Raw genomic sequence first — 18,019 nt, forward strand, 5'->3', positions numbered from 1 at the left:
AGGGTAACGGAAAGGAAGGGCCCCTTCTTAACGTCTGGTGCGGTGAAGGGGCCCCTTCTTAACAGTGGTCAGCCGGCGTGCTTGCGGCGTGCGGTGGCGCGGGCCCGCTGCGTCTGGTCGAGGGTCACCTTGCGGATGCGTACGGCGGCCGGGGTGACCTCGACGCACTCGTCCTCGCGGCAGAATTCGAGGGCCTGCTCCAGCGACAGCTTGCGCGGCGGGATCAGCTTCTCGGTCTCGTCGGCCGTGGAGGAGCGCATGTTGGTGAGCTTCTTCTCCTTGGTGATGTTGACGTCCATGTCGTCGGAGCGGGAGTTCTCCCCGACGATCATGCCCTCGTACACCTCGGTGCCGGGCTCGACGAAGAGCTGGCCACGCTCCTGGAGGTTGGTCATCGCGAACGCGGTGACGCTGCCGGACCGGTCGGCGACCAGCGAGCCGTTGTTGCGGGTACGCAGCTCGCCGAACCACGGCTCGTAGGACTCGAAGACGTGGTGCAGGATGCCGGTGCCCCGGGTCTCGGTGAGGAACTCGGTCCGGAAACCGATCAAGCCGCGCGCCGGGACCAGCCACTCCATCCGGATCCAGCCGGTGCCGTGGTTGACCAGCTGCTCCATCCGGCCCTTGCGGGTGGCCAGCAGCTGGGTGATCGCGCCGAGGTACTCGTCCGGCGCGTCGATGGTGAGTCGCTCCACCGGCTCGCAGGTCTTGCCGTCGATCTCCCGGGTGACCACCTGGGGCTTGCCGACGGTGAGTTCGAACTGTTCACGGCGCATCTGCTCGACCAGGATCGCCAGCGCCAGCTCGCCGCGGCCCTGCACCTCCCAGGCGTCGGGGCGTTCGGTGGGCAGCACCCGCAGCGACACGTTGCCGACGAGTTCCTTGTCCAGGCGGTCCTTGACCATCCGGGCGGTGACCTTGGCACCCTTGACCCGGCCGACCAGCGGCGAGTTGTTGGTGCCGATGGTCATCGAGATGGCCGGCTCGTCGACCGTGATGAGCGGCAGCGGTACCGGGTTCTCCGCGTCGGCGAGGGTCTCGCCGATCATGATGTCCGGGATGCCGGCGACGGCGATGATGTCGCCCGGCCCGGCCGAGTCGGCGGGCTTGCGCTCCAGGCCCTCGGTCATCAGCAGCTCGGAGATGCGCACCCGCTGGGTGCTGCCGTCGGTGCGGCACCAGGCCACGGTCTGGCCCTTGGCGATGGTGCCCTGACGCACCCGGCACAGCGCGAGCCGGCCGAGGAACGGGGAGGCGTCGAGGTTGGTGACGTGGGCCTGCAACGGGGCCTGCTCGTCGTACGCGGGCGGCGGGATGGTGTCCAGCAGGGTGCGGAACAGCGGCTCCAGCGAGCTGCTGTCGTCCGGCACGGAGCCGTCGGCGGGCTGGGTCAGCGAGGCGATGCCGTCGCGGGCGCAGGCGTAGACGATCGGGAAGTCGATCTGCTCCTCGTCGGCGTCCAGGTCGAGGAAGAGTTCGTAGGTGTCGTCCACGACCTCCTTGATCCGGGCGTCGGGACGGTCCACCTTGTTGATCACCAGGATGATCGGCATCCGGGCCTTGAGCGCCTTGCGGAGCACGAACCGGGTCTGCGGCAGCGGGCCCTCGCTGGCGTCGACCAGCAGCACCACCCCGTCGACCATGGTCAGCCCGCGCTCGACCTCGCCGCCGAAGTCGGCGTGGCCCGGAGTGTCGATGATGTTGATCGTGACCGGGTCGGAGCCGTCCGCCGGCAGGTAGCGCACGCCGGTGTTCTTGGCCAGGATGGTGATGCCCTTTTCCCGTTCGAGGTCCATCGAGTCCATCACCCGCTCGGTCACCTCGCCCCGGGCGCCGTAGGCGCCGGCCTGCCGCAACATGGCGTCGACCAGGGTGGTCTTGCCGTGGTCGACGTGAGCGATGATGGCGACGTTACGGAGGTCGGTGCGAAGCTGCATGGGCTCCATCCTCCCGCCTGTGCCGATGCGGTGCGGCGTCGGGGTCGCCCTGGGTGGGTACCGCCACCCACCCGCCGACACTGTCACACTTGCGGGGCAGTCTGGTCGAGGTGAACCCGGGGGACCGGTGTGCATGAACTGCTGAGCTCGGTGCAACACCTGCCGCCGTGGCTGATCTATGTGGTGGCGGCGCTGGTGGTCGCCGGGGAGACCGCGGTGATCGTCGGGCTGGTGGCCCCCGGCGAGGCCACCCTGCTGCTGGTCGGCTTTCTCACCTACACCGGCACCCTCCGGCTCGGTCCGGCGTTGCTGGTGATGGTGCTGGCCGCCGTGGCGGGCGATGCCGTGGCGTTCCGCGCCGGCCGGCGCTACGGTCCCCGGCTGCGCGCCAGCCGGTGGGGCGCGCGGGTGGGGCCGCACCGGTGGGCCCGGGCCGACGCGATGGTCGGGCGGATGGGCGGCCGGGGAGTGTTCACCGCCCGCTGGGTGGCGTTCGCCCGGACGCTGGTGCCCCGGCTCGCCGGGGCGGCGGGCATGCCCTACCGGCGGTTCGCGCCGTGGAACCTGGCCGGGGTGGTGACCTGGGTCGGCGGCTCGGTACTGGTGGGGAATCTGGCGGGTGAGTCGTACGACACGGTGTCCCGACTGTTGGGCCAGGCGACCGGGGCGGTGTTGGCGCTGGTGGCGGCGCTCGTGGTGGTGGTGCTGGGCGGCCGGTGGCTGGGTCGCAACCCCGATCCGGTACGGGCGCTGCTGGCCTGGGCCGCCCGGCTGCCGCCGGTGCGCTGGTTGTCGGCCCGGTACGGGCTGCTGTTCTTCCTGCTCAGTCTGCGTCTGGGGCCGACCTGGGCGTTGTTGGCGAACCTGGCGGCCGGGGTGGGGCTGTTGTTCCTGGTCGCGTTGGTCGTCGCCGGGGCGCTGCGGGCGGTGGTGCGGCACAGCGGGTTGGCCCTGGTCGACGGTGCGATCGCGAGCTGGTTCGCGGCGCGGCGTACGCCCGACGCGGTCGAGGTGACGCAGCTTGCCGTGACGGTGCTGCGTGGCTCGGCGCTGATCATGTTGGTGGCGGTGGTGGCGGTGGTGCAGGCCTGGCGGCACCGGCCCTGGCGGGCCGACCTGCTCAGCGTGGTCGGCACGATCGGCGCGTTCGTGCCGCTGGTCGTCCTGGCGGTGGTGACCGAGTTGGCCGCCGGGGGGCGGGTGGTGCAGTTCTCCACCCAGAACGCGGTGGTGACGGCCAGTCTCTGCATGCTGGCCTGGCTGTTGTCCCGGGAGGCGCGGTGGCCGGTCGCGGTGGCCCTGTGGACCACCGCCGTGGCCGGCGTGGTCGGCATCGGCGGTGCGCGGCTCTACCTGGGATTGAGTACGGCCAGCGGTACCGTCGCCGCGGTGTTGCTGGGCGCGGGATGGACGGCCGTGTTCATGGTCGCCTGGGCCACCCGGGACCGCGCCGTGGCTGCTGGCGGGCCGTCGATGCGACGCCGAGGCGGGCTGTCGGGGGGCCACTTCGCTGGTCGTTAGCTGCTAGGGTGCGGCCGTTCGTCAGTGCCGAAGGGGGATCGACATGGGACGCAACGTCAGCCGGCTGGGTGTCGCACTCGTCGCGGGTGTGCTGCTGGCCGCCGGAGGTGGCTGCGCCAGAGTGGACGCTCCGGCCCGCGAACTGCCCGCTCCGGTCGCGCTTCCTGAGGAACTGGAGCCGAGCGAGTCGGCCGGGGCCGACGAGCCGAGCGCCACGCCGAAGGCGGTGGAGTCGATGGGCGCCGCCCCCAAGCCCAGCACCAGCGTCAGTGCCAGTGCCAGCGCGGCTGCCTCGCCGAAGCCGTCGCCGAAGCCCAAGCCCAAGCGCACCAGCACCGCGCCTCGATCGGTGCCGAAGCCGCCGACGGAGACGAAGGTGCCGCCGGCTCCACCCAGGCCGGCACCGAGCAGTTGCCAACCCAGCTACAAGGGCGACCAGGCGAGCCGGGCGCAGGCCAAGGCCGCGTTGACCGACGCCGCGGGGCGTACCTACTGGCCGACCTCGGCGCCGGACATCCGTGTCCCGCTGAACCTGGTCAAGGCGACGGCCTGGCAGGAGAGCGGCTGGCAGTCCAACATCGTCGCCTGTGACGGCGGCATCGGCCTGATGCAGGTGATGCCGGACACCGCCACCTGGATGAACCAGCGGTTCGGCCAGAACTACGACGTGTGGGACTACCGGGACAACGCCTACCTCGGCGGCACCTACCTGGCCTGGCTGACGAAGTACATCGGCGACATGTACTTCGACGCCGACTACCGCCTCGACGCCGGCCTGTGCACCAGCGAACTCAACTCCTGCCTGCTCAACGCGGTCATCGCCGCGTACAACTACGGCCACGGCGCGGTGGCTCGGGAGGGGGAGCCGCTGACCATCCCCAACCCGAGCTACGTCCGCAATGTCCGCGCGTTGATGACGGAGTGCGTCTGCCTGGGCTACTGAACCCGCTCGGGGACGATCCGACCGGGCCACCAGAACCGCTCGCCGAGCAGGAACGCCAGGGCCGGGACGACGACCGTACGGACCAGCAGGGTGTCCAGCAGGACACCGAGGCAGACGATGATCCCGATCTGGGTCAGCGTGATCAGTGGCAGCACACCGAGGACGGCGAAGACCGCCGCGAGCAGGATGCCGGCGCTGGTGATCACCCCGCCGGTGACCCGCAGCGCGGAGAGCATGCCGTCGCGGGTGCCGGCGGTGCGGGCGTCCTCGCGGGCCCGGGTGACCAGGAAGATGTTGTAGTCGACGCCGAGCGCGACGAGGAAGACGAAGGCGAGCAGCGGTACGCCGCTGTCCAGTGCCGGGAAACCGAGCACGTGCTCGAAGAGCAGCCACGCCCCGCCGAGGCTGGCGAAGTACGAGGCGACGACGGTGGCGACCAGCAGCACCGGGGCGAGTAGCCCGCGCAGCAGCAGGACCAGCACGGCGCCGACGAGCAGCAGGATGAGCGGCAGGATGAGACGCAGGTCCTGGGCGTCGGCGGTGGCTGAGTCGTACCGCCCGGCGACGGTGCCGCCCACGACGGCGCCGGACAGCTCACCGACCCCGGCCACGGCGGGCGGGGCGGAGCCGTCGACGGCGGCGACGGCGGCCCGCAACTCCGCCACGGCCCGGTCCGCGGCGGCGGTGCCCGGCTCGGCGTCGAGGATCACGTCGACCTGGGCCACACCGGGCCCGGCGGTCCCGGGCCGGGCGGAGGCGACTCCGGGCACCGCGGCGGCGGCTGCGGTGACCGCCGGTACGGCGTCGGGGTTGGTCATCACCGCGAGCGGCTGGGTGGTGCCGGCCGGGAAGGCGCGGGCGAGGGTCTGCGCCCCGGCCACGGCCTCCGGCTGCACCCGGAACTGCTCGGTCTCCGACAGGCCGGTGCGGATGCCCAGGCCGCCGAGGGCGAGCCCGGCGAGCAGCAGGGTGGCCAGCGCCGCGACGGGTACCGGGCGGCGGATCACGGCGGCACCGAGCCGGCCCCAGATCCGGCCCTCGCGGGCGGCGCTGCCGACCTTCGGTACGAACGGCCAGAACAGGCCGCGCCCGAGCAGTACCAGCGCGGCGGGCAGCACGATCAGGGCCGAGGCCATGGCGAGCAGGATGCCGGTGGCGCAGGCCACGGCGAGGGCCCGGTTGAGTTCCTGCTGGCTCAGCAGCAGGGTGAGTACGCCGAGCATGACGGTGCCGCCGCTGGCCAGGATCGGCTCGGCGGTACGCCGCAGGGCGGCCCGCATCGCCGCGAAGCGGTCCTCCTCGCGGCGCAGTTCCTCCCGGTAACGGGCGATCAGCAGCAGCGCGTAGTTGGTGGCGGCGCCGAAGACGAGGACGCTGGCGATGCCGGTGACGGCGCCCCCGGCGAAGTTGATGCCGACCGCCGGGATGATCGTGTCGAGCACGCGCAGGGTGAGTTGTTCGGTGGCGGCCACGATGACCAGGGGCACCATCCACAGCACCGGACTGCGGTAGGTGATCAGCAGCAGCACGGCGACGACGGCGGCGGTGAAGGCGAGCAGGGTCACGTCGGCGCCCTCGAAGACCTTGGTCAGGTCGGCGGTGAAGGCGGGCGGGCCGGTCACCTCGACGGTCAGGTCCCCGGGGAATCCGGTGAGCGCGTCGCGTAGCTGGGCCACCCGCTCGGCGACGGCCTCCTGGCCGCCGGTGCTGTCCAGCGGCACGGCGACCAGGGCCACCGTGCCGTCGGGCGACAGCTGTGGCGGGGCGACCTGACCGCCGACGGCGAGCTGGCCCAGGCCGGCGGTGCCGGCGGTGACCGCGTCACGGTCGGCGTCGCCGAGCGGGGCACCGTCGTCGCGGCTGACCACCACGACGGCCGGCTGGACGTCGCTGCCGGGCAACTCCTGCTGGAGGCGCTGCACCTGGGTGGACTGCCAGTCGGTGGACAGCCCGGTGGCGGAGACGGGTGCCGGGTTGTCCGGGATGGGCAGCCCGAAGAGGGCCGCACCGGCGACGACGGCCACGGCGACGGTGAGCCACGCGGCCCGGCGGCTGCGGGCGACGCGGGTGAACAGGGACATGCTCGGCGCTCCGGTCGTTCGACGATAGTTCGATTGTCGAGAGTTTCGCCTATCAAGAGAGATGTCGCAACAGCTCTCGGCTGCCGAGAATCTCGACTGTCGAGATGATGTCGAAGCCTCCGCTATGCTGCGAATCCGACAGACCTCGGGAGGAAGCGGCGGGACGTGGCAGGTCACGGGATGTACCGGCGGCGTGACACCCGGCGGGAATTGTTGGTCGCGGAGATCACCGCCGAGCTGCGGCGCTACTGCGTGGACGCGCAGCACGTCGGGCACGCCTTCGCCGGCCAGCACGGGCTGGGCGCCACCGACCTCCAGGCGTTGATCGCCGTGATGGACGCCGAACTCCTCGGCGAGCCGATCACACCCGGACGGCTCGCCGAGCACCTGGACCTCTCCTCCGGCTCGGTGACCGCGCTGATCGACCGGCTGGAACGGGCCGGGCACATCCGGCGCGACCGGGACACCACGGATCGCCGCAAGATCCTGCTGCACTACGCGGAGCAGGGCGCGACCGTGGCCATGGACTTCTTCCGCCCGCTCGGTGAGCGCACCGACCGGGTGATGGCCGACTTCCCGGACGAGGAACTGGAGGTGGTGTACCGGTTCCTCACCGCGATGGGGGTCTCCCTGCGGGAACACCGCGACGCCATCCGCGCCACCCCGGCCGCGCCGCCACCACGGCCCGAGGCGGGTTGAGCGCCGGTGCTGGACCGGCTGGCGTCCCGACTCGCCGTGGCCGCGCTGCGGCTGCCCCGGGCGCGTACCCGGAGGATCACCGTCACCCGGGACGTCGCCGTCCGGGCCCGGGACGGGGTGATCCTGCGTACCGACCACTACGCCCCCGATCTCGCGGACGCGCCCACCGTGCTGATCCGCACCCCGTACGGCCGGGGTGGGCCGATGCGGCTGCTCTGCCGGGTCGCCGCCGAGCAGGGATTCCATGTGGTCATCCAGTCCTGCCGGGGGACCGGCGGCTCCGGCGGGACGTTCGATCCGTTCGTGCACGAGCGTGACGACGGGCTGGACACCCTCGACTGGCTGCGCCGGCAGCGGTGGTGGTGCGGCGCGTTCGGCATGTTCGGCGCCAGCTACCAGGGCTTCGTGCAGTGGGCCCTGGCCGCCGACGCCGGTGCGGAACTGCGGGCGATGGTCGCCGTGGCCACCGCCTCGACCACCCGTGACTCCACCTACGCCGGCGAGTCGTTCGCCCTGGACACGGTCCTGACCTGGGTCGAGTTGCTGCAGGCGCAGACCGTGCCGTGGCTGGCCCGGCAGTGGGAACTCAAACGTGGGCAGCCCCGGCTGGTCGCCGCGTTGTCCCACCTGCCGTTGGTCGAGGCCGACCGGGTCGCCACCGGGGTCACCGTGCCGTTCTTCCAGGAGTGGCTGCGGCACCACACGCCGCAGGCGGACTACTGGCGTACCCGGGTCTTCGACGACCGGCTGCACCTGGTGGAGGCGCCGGTGGCCATGGTCAGCGGCTGGCACGACATCTTCCTGCCGGCACAGCTGCGCGACTACGCGGCGCTGCACGCCCGCGGTGCTCGTCCTCGACTGGTCATCGGACCGTGGACGCACGGCAGCCCCGGCCTGTTCGTCGCGGCGCTGCGCGAAGGGCTCGGCTGGCTCGGCACGCACCTTGCGGTCGCCGGCACCGACCAGCCGACCCCCGCGCACCCGGCCGCCGGCGCGCGGCCCGACGACACGCGGTCCAGTGGCGGCGCGACTGGTGGCGCTCCGGGCGGTGGCAGGCCGGCTGGTGGCAAGGAGGCGGGCGCGGACGCGCCGGTGCGGGTGCACGTCGGTGGTTCCGGCGGCGGCTGGCGTGATCTACCGGAGTGGCCGCCGCCCGCGCAGGCCACCCGCTGGTATCTGCACCCACGCGCGACCCTGCGCACCTCGGCGCCCGTACCGTCGGTGCCGGACGGCTTCTGGTACGACCCGGCGGACCCGACGCCGTCGCTGGGTGGCCCCCTGCTGGTGGCCCAGCGGGCCGGGCCGTTCGACAACCGGCCCGTCGAGGCTCGACCCGACGTACTGACCTGGACCAGCGAGTCGCTGACCAGCCCGTTGGAGGTGATCGGGCCGGTGTCCGCGGAGATCCACGTACGCAGCGAACTCAGCTACCTCGACGTCTTCGTGCGACTGTGCGACGTGGACCGCCAGGGGCGGTCCTGGAACGTCTGCGATGGGCTGGTCCGGCTCGATCCGCAGCGTTTCCCCGCCGACGGCACGGGCGCCGTCGCGGTCGCGGTGCAGTTGTGGCCGACCGCCCACCGGTTCGCCCCCGGGCACCGGCTGCGGCTGCAGATCTCCGGCGGCGCCCATCCCCGGTACGCACGCAACCCCGGTACCGGCGAAGCGCTCGGCGCGGCGGTCACACTGCGTGGTGGCTATCGGGAGATCGTGCATGACCCGGAGCGTCCGTCCGCAGTGGTCCTGCCGGTCGTCCATTCTGTCTCTCAGCCTGTTCCAAGCTGAACAGATCCCCTCTGAGCTGGGCATTTGCCGGTGTGGCGGCTATGGTTGGGGCACGCCCGGCGCCGTGCAGCTGATAGTCGGGCCCGCCTGTGAGGCCTCCCTGCCGCGTGACGCGGTGTCACGGTCGTGCCCGGCTCCCGACGAGACCGCAAAGGGGGACCCATGACGCGGGCACCGGAAAACCTGCTGGCCGTCCGACGTTTACTGCTCGAACACCTCAACCGCGACCCGAACCGGGTACGAGACGAGGATCTCGAACCCAACGAGGTCGGCATCGTCGGCGATCCCAACCACCGCGGCGGCTACCACTGTGGTTCCGACCGGGTGGTGCCCAACGACTACTCGGTGGTCGAGTCGCCCCGGGACCGCAACGGCCTGACCCTCGACGCCGCCGCGCTCGACGTGGGCACCTTCCGGGTCACCGTCGGCGGCCGTAACCACAACCTCCAGACGTTCTCCGTCTGGTGTGTGGCGCAGTGCACCGCCAATGCCCCGGACACCAGGGACCTTCGGGAAATCATCTACTCACCGGACGGCAGAGTGGTCCGCCGCTGGGACCGGCTCGGCCGGCGCAGCACCGGCGACCGCTCCCACCTGTGGCACACCCACTTCAGCTTCTTCCGCGACTCGATCAAGGCCAACCGCGACCAGACGCCACTGTTCCGCCGCTACCTGACCAGCATCGGTCTCATCAAACAGGACCCGGAGGCGAACGACATGACACCCGAGGAGCACAACTGGCTCAAGACCGTCCACCGCAACCTGACCGTCCTGGACGGGCGCAACCCGATCGGGCAGACGTACACCCGGATGGCGATGGGGGAGGACCACACCGACCCGAAGTTCCAGGTGTCGCATCCGACGTTGCGCAGCATCGGGGCGCAACTGACCGCACTGCAGACGACGATGGACTCGCTGATGAGCCGTGACTTCACCGACGAGCAGGCGATCGTCACCGGGGTCCTCGCCGGTCTCACTCCGCAGGAGATAGCCGCCGCGATCCCACCCACGGTGGCCCAGCAGGTGGTGCAGGAGTTGGGTCGGCGGCTGGCCGCCTGACCGCGGCCCGACAACGCGGGTTACGGGTGGCGGCGACCGAGAGCCGGCCGCCGCCACCGGCACCGGTCACAGCGGACGAACGTTGTCCGCCTGTGGACCCTTCTGCCCCTGGGTAACGTCGAACTCGACCTTCTGACCCTCGGTCAGCTCCCGGTAGCCACTGCTCGCGATCGCCGAGTAATGGACGAAAACGTCGGGGCCGCCGCCGTCCTGCTCGATGAAACCGAAGCCCTTTTCCGAGTTGAACCACTTCACGGTGCCGGTTGCCATGCGTTTCTCTCTCCCTGTTCCACGCGGGCGACCGCCGGCTGCACGCCGGTGATCGCCCGAATACCTTCCCGACATTAACCGGTAGAAAGCACATTTGCCGGCCGAAGCGCCTGAGGGCGTGTATCGAAGTGCCCGGCCGGCGGGCCGACGGGCGCCGGCGACCAGCGGCCTACCACCTCTGGCGGAGGCCGGGTCAGGGATCACCCGGAGACGATCGAGGGCAACGTCGGGTGGAAACCCGATGTTCGCGGCACTGGCCCAGGCCATAGCGTACGTAGCATGGCAGAGGAGTTGGCCCAGGTCGGAGAGTTACCCATCGCCCTGCTGATGGCCGTGCTCGGGGTGGTCATGCTGTTCGACGCGGTGCCACTGTTCGGCGTCCTGGTTCCCGGTGACGTCGCGGTGCTCGCCGCGGTGGCGGTCGGCACACCCAGCACCGGCCTGGCGACCTTCGTCGCCGTGGTCGCCGGATGCCTGGCCGGCTGGTCACTGACGTTCCTCGTCGGCCGACGGTGGGGCGAGCGGCTGCGCCGCAGCCGCTTCGGTGACTGGGTCGGCGAGCCCCGCTGGGCGGCGGCCGAGCGGATCCTGCGCCGCGACGGCGGACGACTGGTGCTGGTCGCGCCCTTCCTGCCGGTGTTCAACGCGCTGCTGCCACTGGCGGCGGGCGGTCTGCGCATGTCGTACCGGCGGTTTCTCGGCTTCGCGGCGCTCGGCGCGGGTGCCTGGGCCGGGCTCTACCTGGCGGTGGGCACCGCGGCACGGTCACTGGCCAGGCTGCTACCAACCGGGACGAGCCCGCTGCTGATCACCATGGCCGGGGGCCTCGTACTGGCGGCGCTGGTGCTGCTCAGCACGCGTCGCCGGCTCCGTAAGGTCACCAACTGACCCCCGACCACCGTGCCGGTCACCAGCCGCGCGCCCGCCATTCGCCCAGCTGGGGACGCTCCGCGCCGAGCGTCGAGTCCCGACCGTGCCCCGGGTAGAACCAGGTCTCGTCCGGCAACCGGTCGAACAACTTGTGCTCCACGTCGTCGATCAACGCGGCGAAGCGCTCCGGGTCCCGATCCGTGTTACCGACGCCACCGGGAAAGAGACTGTCCCCGGTGAAGAGGTGCGGGATGCCGCCGGGGTCGCGGTAGAGCAGTGCCACCGAGCCCGGGGTGTGCCCCTTGATGTGGATGACCTCCAGGGCGCAGTCGCCGACCGCGACGCTGTCGCCGTCGGCCAGGGGCTGCGCCTCGATCGGCAGTCCGGCCGCGTCGTCGGCGTGCACCAGCACGCGGGCGCCGGTCTTGGCGACCACCTCCTCCAGCCCCACCCAGTGGTCCATGTGCCGGTGGGTGGTGACGACCGCGGCCAACCCGGCGTCACCGACCAACTCCAGCAGGCGCGGTGCCTCGTTGGCCGCGTCGATCAGCACCTGCTCGCCGGTGTTACGGCAGCGCAGCAGGTACGCGTTGTTGTCCATCGGCCCGACCGACAGCTTGGTGATGCTCAGCCGGTCGAGTTCGCGTACCGCCGCAGGGCCGCCGGCAGTGACTTCTCCGTCGTACGTCATGTCTGGCTAGATCCATTCGGGTGGGCGGGGGAGCTGGCCGTCAGGGGTGACGGTCAGGGTGTCACCGGGGCTGCGGCCGGTCAGCCAGGCGGCCAGCTCGACCGCCGGACCGGCGACGACCGGCGCCTGCGCGCGGTCGCCGATCACGAGTTCGTGGCTGCTGCCGTCGAAGCGCAGCACCATCGCCGGTGCGTCGTCGCGGCCGGCGAAGGCGGTGGCCACCTCGCGCAGCAGCCGGTGACCGAAGTCCGGCGCCCAGTCGTGCGGCCGGTAACCGGCGGCCAGGTCGACGTGATGGATCTCCAGTTCGCGTAGCCGACCCCAGACCAGCAGGGAGGCCGGCCAAGGTCCGCGCCGGGTCTGCACGGTGACGGCCCAGGCCGACACCGGCATCGCCGCGACCGCCTCGGCGTACCGGTCGGCACTGCGGCGCAGGTCGGCAAGCTGATCGCCGGGCGGGCGGGGTGCCCCGGCCTCGATGTCGGCGGTACGCGCCTCGGCGCTGGCGTACATCGGGATCAGTTCGCCGGTACGGGCCGAGGTGAGCAGGTTGCCGAAGCCGTCGGCGTTGCGGGCCAGATGGGCCAGCACGTGACCGCGGGTCCACCCCGGCAGCAGCGACGGTGCGGCCAGGTCGGCGGCGTCGAAGCGGGCCGCCGTACGCAGCAGCCGAGCCGTCGCGTCGTCCACGTCACCGGTCAGCAGCAGCGGGTCCATGGTCACGTATCGACCCTAACCGGCCGTGCCGGCCGCGTCGCCGGGGAATTCACTTCCGGCGCAGGCCCAACGCCTCCTACCGTTGGGGAGGTTCGCGGCGCCGGAGCGGAGGGGGTGGTGGTCATGCCGGTCACCGCACGTCTGTATCACCCGCAGCAACCCTGAACGAGGAGCCTTGAACATCACACTGACCGCCCTGGGTTGGGACGACGACCGGGCGGCTTACCTCCGTCGTATCCACACCGACCACCGTCCGGGCCGGGTCGCCCGGGTCGACCGTGGCGTCTGCACCGTGCTCACCGAGGACGGACCGGTGCGGGCCTCCTGCGGCGGGGCCGTGCTGGCCGCCGCCGCGGGCGACGCCACCCGGCTGCCCGGCGCGGGTGACTGGGTGCTGCTCGGCACCTGGCCCGACGCGCGGGTGACCGTGGAGGCGGTGCTGCCCCGGCGTACCGCGCTGATCCGGCGTACCGCCGGCAAGGACGCCAGCGGTCAACTGTTGGCCGCCAACCTGGACACCGCCGCCGTGGTGGAGCCGGTGCACCCCGAGCCGGACGCCGCCCGCATCGAGCGGTTGCTCTCACTGGTGCACGAGTCCGGCGCCCGGCCGCTGGTCGTCCTCACCAAGACCGACCTGACGCCCGACCCGACGGCGGTGGCGCGTCAACTCGCGGCCCTCGCACCCGGGGTACCGGTGCTGCCGGTCAGCGCCGAGACGGGCACCGGCCTGGAACCGCTGCGCGCCGAGGTGGCCCCGGGCCGGACGCTCGGCCTGCTGGGCCCCTCCGGCGCCGGCAAGTCGAGTCTGGTCAACGCGCTGGTCGGGGCGGTGGTCATGCCGACCCAGTCGATCCGGCGGGTCGACGGCAAGGGGCGACACACCACCACCTGGCGGGCGCTGGTGCCGCTGCCCGGTGGCGGTGCCGTGCTGGACACCCCCGGCGTACGGGCGGTCGGCCTGCTCGACGGCGCGTCCGGCCTCGACCGGGCCTTCAGCGACATCGCCGACCTCGCCGCCGGCTGCCGGTACGGCGACTGCCGGCACGAGGCCGAGCCGGGCTGTGGCGTGCGGGCCGCGCTGGACTCCGGCGAGTTGTCTCCCCGCCGCTGGGAAAGCTGGCGTCGCCTGAACCGCGAGATCGCCCACGAATCCCACCGCCACAGCACCCGCCCCATCCGGACCAAGGGCCCCCGCTCCACCCACCCCCGCTGACCCCACCCATCACCACCCCGCCCCCGCTCCCGCCCGCTTTGCCCATGTCCGCCTCCGCCCCGCCCCGGCTCCCGCCCGCGCCCGCGCACCCGCTCTGCCCGCACTCCCGCCTTCGCGCTGCCCTCGCTCCCGCTCTGCCCTCGCTCCCGCGCTGGCGCTTCGCCCGTGCCCGCCCGCGCTAGCGCTCCGCCCGCGCCCGCCCGGGCTGGCGCTCCGCCCGTGCCCGCCCTTGCCTTCGCCGTCGATCTTGCAGTTTTGGTCGCCTGAATGTCGCGTTCATTTGCTTATGTCCCGACCAAAAGTGCAAGATCGCGGGTGCGGGTGCGGGTGCGGGTGCGGGTGCGGGTGCGGGTGCGGGGGGCAGGGGGCAAGGGGTGGGGGTGTTGGGGGTGGGGTGGGATGTGTGGTGGGGGAGTTTGTCGGGGGTCGGGTCTACAGTTGCCGGGGCGCACTCTCCGCGCTGACACAACCGCTGGGTTCACCTCAAAAGCGGACAGATCCTCCTCGTCATTCTCACCCGGGAGTACACGGACCGTGGCCGACCGTCTGATCATCCGTGGCGCACGCGAGCACAACCTGCGTGACGTCAGCCTCGACCTGCCCCGGGACGCGCTGATCGTGTTCACCGGGCTGTCCGGGTCGGGCAAGTCGAGCCTGGCCTTCGACACGATCTTCGCCGAGGGGCAGCGCCGGTACGTCGAGTCGCTGTCGTCGTACGCCCGGCAGTTCCTCGGCCAGATGGACAAGCCCGATGTCGACTTCATCGAGGGGCTGAGCCCGGCGGTGTCGATCGACCAGAAGTCGACCTCGCGCAACCCACGTTCCACCGTCGGCACCATCACCGAGGTCTACGACTACCTGCGGCTGCTGTTCGCCCGGGTCGGCGAGCCGCACTGTCCGGTCTGCGGCGAGCGGATCTCCAAGCAGAGCCCGCAGCAGATCGTCGACCGGGTCCTGGCGATGGCCGAGGGCACCCGGTTCATGGTGCTCGCGCCGGTGGTGCGTGGTCGTAAGGGCGAGTACGTCGACCTGTTCGCCGAGCTTCAGGCCAAGGGTTACGCGCGGGCCCGGGTCGACGGCGTGGTGCACCAGCTCACCGACCCGCCGAAGCTGAAGAAGCAGGAGAAGCACACCATCGAGGTGGTGATCGACCGGCTCAGCGTCAAGCCGAGCGCCAAGCAGCGGCTGACCGACTCGGTCGAGGCGGCGCTGGGGCTCTCCGGCGGCCTGGTGCTGCTCGACTTCGTCGACGTGCCCGAGGACGACCCGGATCGGGAACGCCGCTACTCCGAGCACCTGGCCTGCCCCAACGACCACCCCCTGGCGATCGAGGATCTGGAGCCTCGGGTCTTCTCCTTCAACGCGCCGTACGGTGCCTGCCCGGAGTGCACCGGCCTGGGCACCAAGAAGGAGGTCGATCCGGAGCTGGTGGTGCCCGACCCGGAGCGAACCCTGCGTGAGGGTGCCCTCCAGCCCTGGTCGACGGGGCACAACCTGGAGTATTTCCTGCGTCTGCTGGAGGCCCTCGGCGAGGCGGAGCACTTCGACATCGACACGCCCTGGCGGGCGTTGCCGTCCCGGGCGCAGAAGACCATCCTGCATGGCTCCGGCGACCAGGTGCACGTGCGCTACCGCAACAAGTACGGCCGGGAGCGCTCGTACTACACCGGCTTCGAGGGCGTGGTGCAGTGGATCGAGCGCCGGCACTCCGACACCGAGAGCGAGTGGTCGCGGGAGAAGTACGAGGGCTACATGCGCGACGTGCCCTGCGCGGCCTGTGGTGGTGCCCGGCTCAAGCCCGAGGTGCTCGCCGTCACGCTGGCCGGGCGCAGCATCGCCGAGGTCTGCAACCTGTCGGTGGGTGAGTGCGCCGACCTGCTGGCCGGCATCGAGTTGACCGACCGGCAGAAGCTGATCGCCGAGCGGGTGCTCAAGGAGATCAACGCCCGGCTGCGGTTCCTGCTCGACGTCGGCCTGGACTACCTCTCCCTGGACCGGCCGGCCGGCACTCTCTCCGGCGGGGAGGCGCAGCGCATCCGGCTGGCCACCCAGATCGGCTCGGGCCTGGTCGGCGTGCTCTACGTGCTGGACGAGCCCTCCATCGGCCTGCACCAGCGCGACAACCACCGGCTGATCGAGACCCTGGTCCGGCTGCGCGGCCTGGGCAACACGTTGATCGTGGTGGAACACGACGAGGACACCATCCGCACCGCCGACTGGATCGTCGACATCGGCCCCGGTGCGGGGGAGCACGGCGGGCAGATCGTGCACAGCGGCTCGGTGCCGGCGTTGCTGGCGAACCCGGAGTCGGTCACCGGGGCGTACCTGTCCGGCCGTCGGGAGATCCCGACACCGAAGGGTCGCCGCCCACAGACCCCGGACCGCGAGTTGGTGGTGCACGGCGCCCGCGAGCACAACCTGCGCAACCTGACCGTGAGCTTCCCGCTGGGCCAGCTGATCGCCGTCACCGGGGTCAGTGGGTCCGGCAAGTCGACCCTGGTCAACGACATTCTGTACGCCGTGCTGGCCAACCAGATCAACGGCGCCCGGCTGGTACCCGGCCGGCACACCCGGGTCTCCGGGCTGGAAAACGTGGACAAGGTCGTCGGCGTCGACCAGTCGCCGATCGGGCGTACGCCGCGCTCCAACCCGGCCACCTACACCGGCGTCTGGGACCACGTGCGCAAGCTGTTCGCCGAGACCACCGAGGCCAAGGTGCGCGGGTACGGCCCGGGCCGGTTCTCGTTCAACGTCAAGGGCGGCCGCTGCGAGGCGTGCTCCGGCGACGGCACCATCAAGATCGAGATGAACTTCCTGCCCGACGTGTACGTCCCCTGCGAGGTCTGCAAGGGCGCCCGGTACAACCGGGAGACCCTGGAGGTGCACTACAAGGGCAAGACCGTCTCCGACGTGCTGGAGATGCCGATCGAGGAGGCGGCCGAGTTCTTCTCCGCGATCCCGGCCATCCACCGGCACCTCAAGACGCTCGTCGACGTGGGCCTCGGCTACGTGCGGCTGGGCCAGCCGGCGCCGACCCTCTCCGGCGGTGAGGCGCAGCGGGTCAAGCTCGCCTCCGAGTTGCAGAAGCGTTCCACCGGCCGGACGGTCTACGTGCTCGACGAGCCGACCACCGGCCTGCACTTCGAGGACATCCGCAAGCTGCTGCTGGTGCTGGAGGGCCTGGTCGACAAGGGCAACACGGTGATCACCATCGAGCACAACCTCGACGTGATCAAGAGCGCCGACTGGCTGATCGACATGGGCCCGGAGGGCGGTCACCGGGGCGGGACGGTGCTCGCCACCGGCACCCCGGAAGAGGTCGCCGAGGTGGTCGAGAGCCACACCGGGCAGTTCCTGCGTACCGTGCTCAAGCTCGACGGTGCGGCCAAGGGCGCGGCGGCGGCCACCGCCCGGGCGGCCAAGGCCAACGGAAGCAGGTCGCGCGGCGGCCGTAAGGCTGCCGCCGCCCGCTGACCGCACCGGTCCGGCCTGCACCGGTCCGGCCTGCACCGGTCCGGCCTGCACCGGCCCGGCCTGCACCGGCCCGGCCTGCACCGGCCCGGCCTGCACCGGCCCGGGCCGGTCGCCGGGCCCGGGCTGAGGCGCCGCGCGGGGTCGGTCACGCGCGGGAGTGGTCGATCGGGTGAACCGCCAGGCAGAGTGGTCCGGGTTGAGGAAAGGTAGCCACGGATCATGCACGGTGGTAGCCGAGGAGGGGTACGCGATGACTGACGACCAGGTGGCGGCTGCGGGTACGGTGCGGACGCGGCGGACGTTGCTGGCCGGTGCGGGAGCGGCCGGCGCGGCGGTGGTGCTCTCCGCCTGTGGTGGCGGAGACGACAACGGCGCGGCGCCGACCAGCCCCGGTCCGCAGGTGACGAACACCGGCGACGCCGGTGGCGGCGACCGGCAGGGCAGCCAGTCCCTGGCCCGGACCACCGACATTCCGTTGGGCGGGGGTGCCATCCTGGCCGCCCAGGGGATCGTGATCACCCAGCCCTCGGCGGGGGAGTTCCGCGGTTTCGACCCGAAGTGCCCGCACCAGGGGTGCAACGTGTCGACCATCGAGGGCGGCACGATCAACTGTGTCTGCCACCAGAGCAGGTTCTCCATCGAGGACGGCTCGGTGCAGTCCGGTCCGTCCCCTGCGCCACTCGCACCCAAGAACGTCAAGGTCGAGGGCGACCAGATCTCCCTCGCCTGAGCCGCCCGGCCGGGTCAGCCGATGGTCGT

General features: G+C 71.7%; 14 protein-coding genes. 9 read left to right on the top strand and 5 right to left on the bottom strand.

Annotated elements, in window-relative coordinates; genetic code table 11:
• Positions 1-68 precede the first annotated feature (68 nt).
• A complete protein-coding gene (gene typA / locus E0H26_RS10635; protein ID WP_131303408.1) occupies positions 69-1,937 on the bottom strand; it encodes a translational GTPase TypA in 1,869 nt (622 codons plus the stop codon).
• Positions 1,938-2,066: 129 nt separating this feature from the next.
• Between typA and E0H26_RS10640 the strand changes: the two genes are divergently transcribed.
• Complete coding sequence (locus E0H26_RS10640; RefSeq protein ID WP_131303409.1) at positions 2,067-3,458, top strand: DedA family protein; 1,392 nt, start codon at positions 2,067-2,069, stop codon at positions 3,456-3,458.
• Positions 3,459-3,501: 43 nt separating this feature from the next.
• Complete coding sequence (locus E0H26_RS10645; protein WP_131303410.1) at positions 3,502-4,401, top strand: lytic transglycosylase domain-containing protein; 900 nt, start codon at positions 3,502-3,504, stop codon at positions 4,399-4,401.
• Here E0H26_RS10645 and E0H26_RS10650 read toward each other — a convergent pair.
• Positions 4,395-6,482 (bottom strand): MMPL family transporter, encoded by a 2,088-nt coding sequence (locus tag E0H26_RS10650; RefSeq protein WP_131303411.1) that lies wholly within the window; start codon positions 6,480-6,482, stop codon positions 4,395-4,397. The genes E0H26_RS10645 and E0H26_RS10650 overlap by 7 nt on opposite strands.
• Positions 6,483-6,662: 180 nt before the next feature.
• On the opposite strand from E0H26_RS10650, the gene E0H26_RS10655 reads away from it, so the two are divergent.
• The 3 genes from E0H26_RS10655 to E0H26_RS10665 all read left to right on the top strand — a co-directional run bounded on the left by E0H26_RS10655 (position 6,663) and on the right by E0H26_RS10665 (position 10,025).
• The gene (locus tag E0H26_RS10655) at positions 6,663-7,181 is read left to right on the top strand and encodes a MarR family winged helix-turn-helix transcriptional regulator (protein ID WP_131303412.1); all 519 of its coding nucleotides are present in this window, start codon (positions 6,663-6,665) and stop codon (positions 7,179-7,181) included.
• 6 nt (positions 7,182-7,187) lie between these two features.
• Positions 7,188-8,966 (top strand): CocE/NonD family hydrolase, encoded by a 1,779-nt coding sequence (locus E0H26_RS10660; RefSeq protein WP_131303413.1) that lies wholly within the window; start codon positions 7,188-7,190, stop codon positions 8,964-8,966.
• A gap of 162 nt (positions 8,967-9,128) precedes the next feature.
• Complete coding sequence (locus tag E0H26_RS10665) at positions 9,129-10,025, top strand: hypothetical protein (protein ID WP_131303414.1); 897 nt, start codon at positions 9,129-9,131, stop codon at positions 10,023-10,025.
• A 66-nt stretch (positions 10,026-10,091) separates the two neighbouring features.
• Here E0H26_RS10665 and E0H26_RS10670 read toward each other — a convergent pair whose 3' ends face one another.
• Positions 10,092-10,295, bottom strand: coding sequence for a cold-shock protein (locus E0H26_RS10670; RefSeq protein ID WP_131303415.1), 204 nt, complete (start codon positions 10,293-10,295; stop codon positions 10,092-10,094).
• A gap of 279 nt (positions 10,296-10,574) precedes the next feature.
• On the opposite strand from E0H26_RS10670, the gene E0H26_RS10675 reads away from it, so the two are divergent.
• Complete coding sequence (locus E0H26_RS10675) at positions 10,575-11,183, top strand: DedA family protein (RefSeq protein WP_131303416.1); 609 nt, start codon at positions 10,575-10,577, stop codon at positions 11,181-11,183.
• Between the two features lie 19 nt (positions 11,184-11,202).
• Here E0H26_RS10675 and E0H26_RS10680 read toward each other — a convergent pair whose 3' ends face one another.
• Both E0H26_RS10680 and E0H26_RS10685 read right to left on the bottom strand, forming a co-directional pair.
• Positions 11,203-11,856, bottom strand: a complete 654-nt coding sequence (locus E0H26_RS10680) for an MBL fold metallo-hydrolase (RefSeq protein WP_131303417.1) — start codon at positions 11,854-11,856, stop codon at positions 11,203-11,205.
• Between the two features lie 6 nt (positions 11,857-11,862).
• Entirely contained in the window at positions 11,863-12,579 is a 717-nt protein-coding gene (locus E0H26_RS10685) for a maleylpyruvate isomerase family mycothiol-dependent enzyme (protein ID WP_131303418.1), read from the bottom strand.
• A gap of 169 nt (positions 12,580-12,748) precedes the next feature.
• Between E0H26_RS10685 and rsgA the strand changes: the two genes are divergently transcribed.
• The 3 genes from rsgA to E0H26_RS10700 all read left to right on the top strand — a co-directional run bounded on the left by rsgA (position 12,749) and on the right by E0H26_RS10700 (position 17,990).
• A complete protein-coding gene (rsgA, locus tag E0H26_RS10690; protein ID WP_131303419.1) occupies positions 12,749-13,786 on the top strand; it encodes a ribosome small subunit-dependent GTPase A in 1,038 nt (345 codons plus the stop codon).
• Positions 13,787-14,320: 534 nt separating this feature from the next.
• Positions 14,321-17,260, top strand: a complete 2,940-nt coding sequence (gene uvrA, locus E0H26_RS10695) for an excinuclease ABC subunit UvrA (RefSeq protein ID WP_131303420.1) — start codon at positions 14,321-14,323, stop codon at positions 17,258-17,260.
• Between the two features lie 250 nt (positions 17,261-17,510).
• Positions 17,511-17,990, top strand: coding sequence for a Rieske (2Fe-2S) protein (locus E0H26_RS10700; RefSeq protein WP_131303421.1), 480 nt, complete (start codon positions 17,511-17,513; stop codon positions 17,988-17,990).
• Positions 17,991-18,019: the final 29 nt, after the last annotated feature.

The sequence above is a fragment of the Micromonospora zingiberis genome (genome assembly GCF_004331455.1).
In the GTDB taxonomy this organism is placed as follows: Bacteria; Actinomycetota; Actinomycetes; order Mycobacteriales; family Micromonosporaceae; genus Micromonospora; species Micromonospora zingiberis.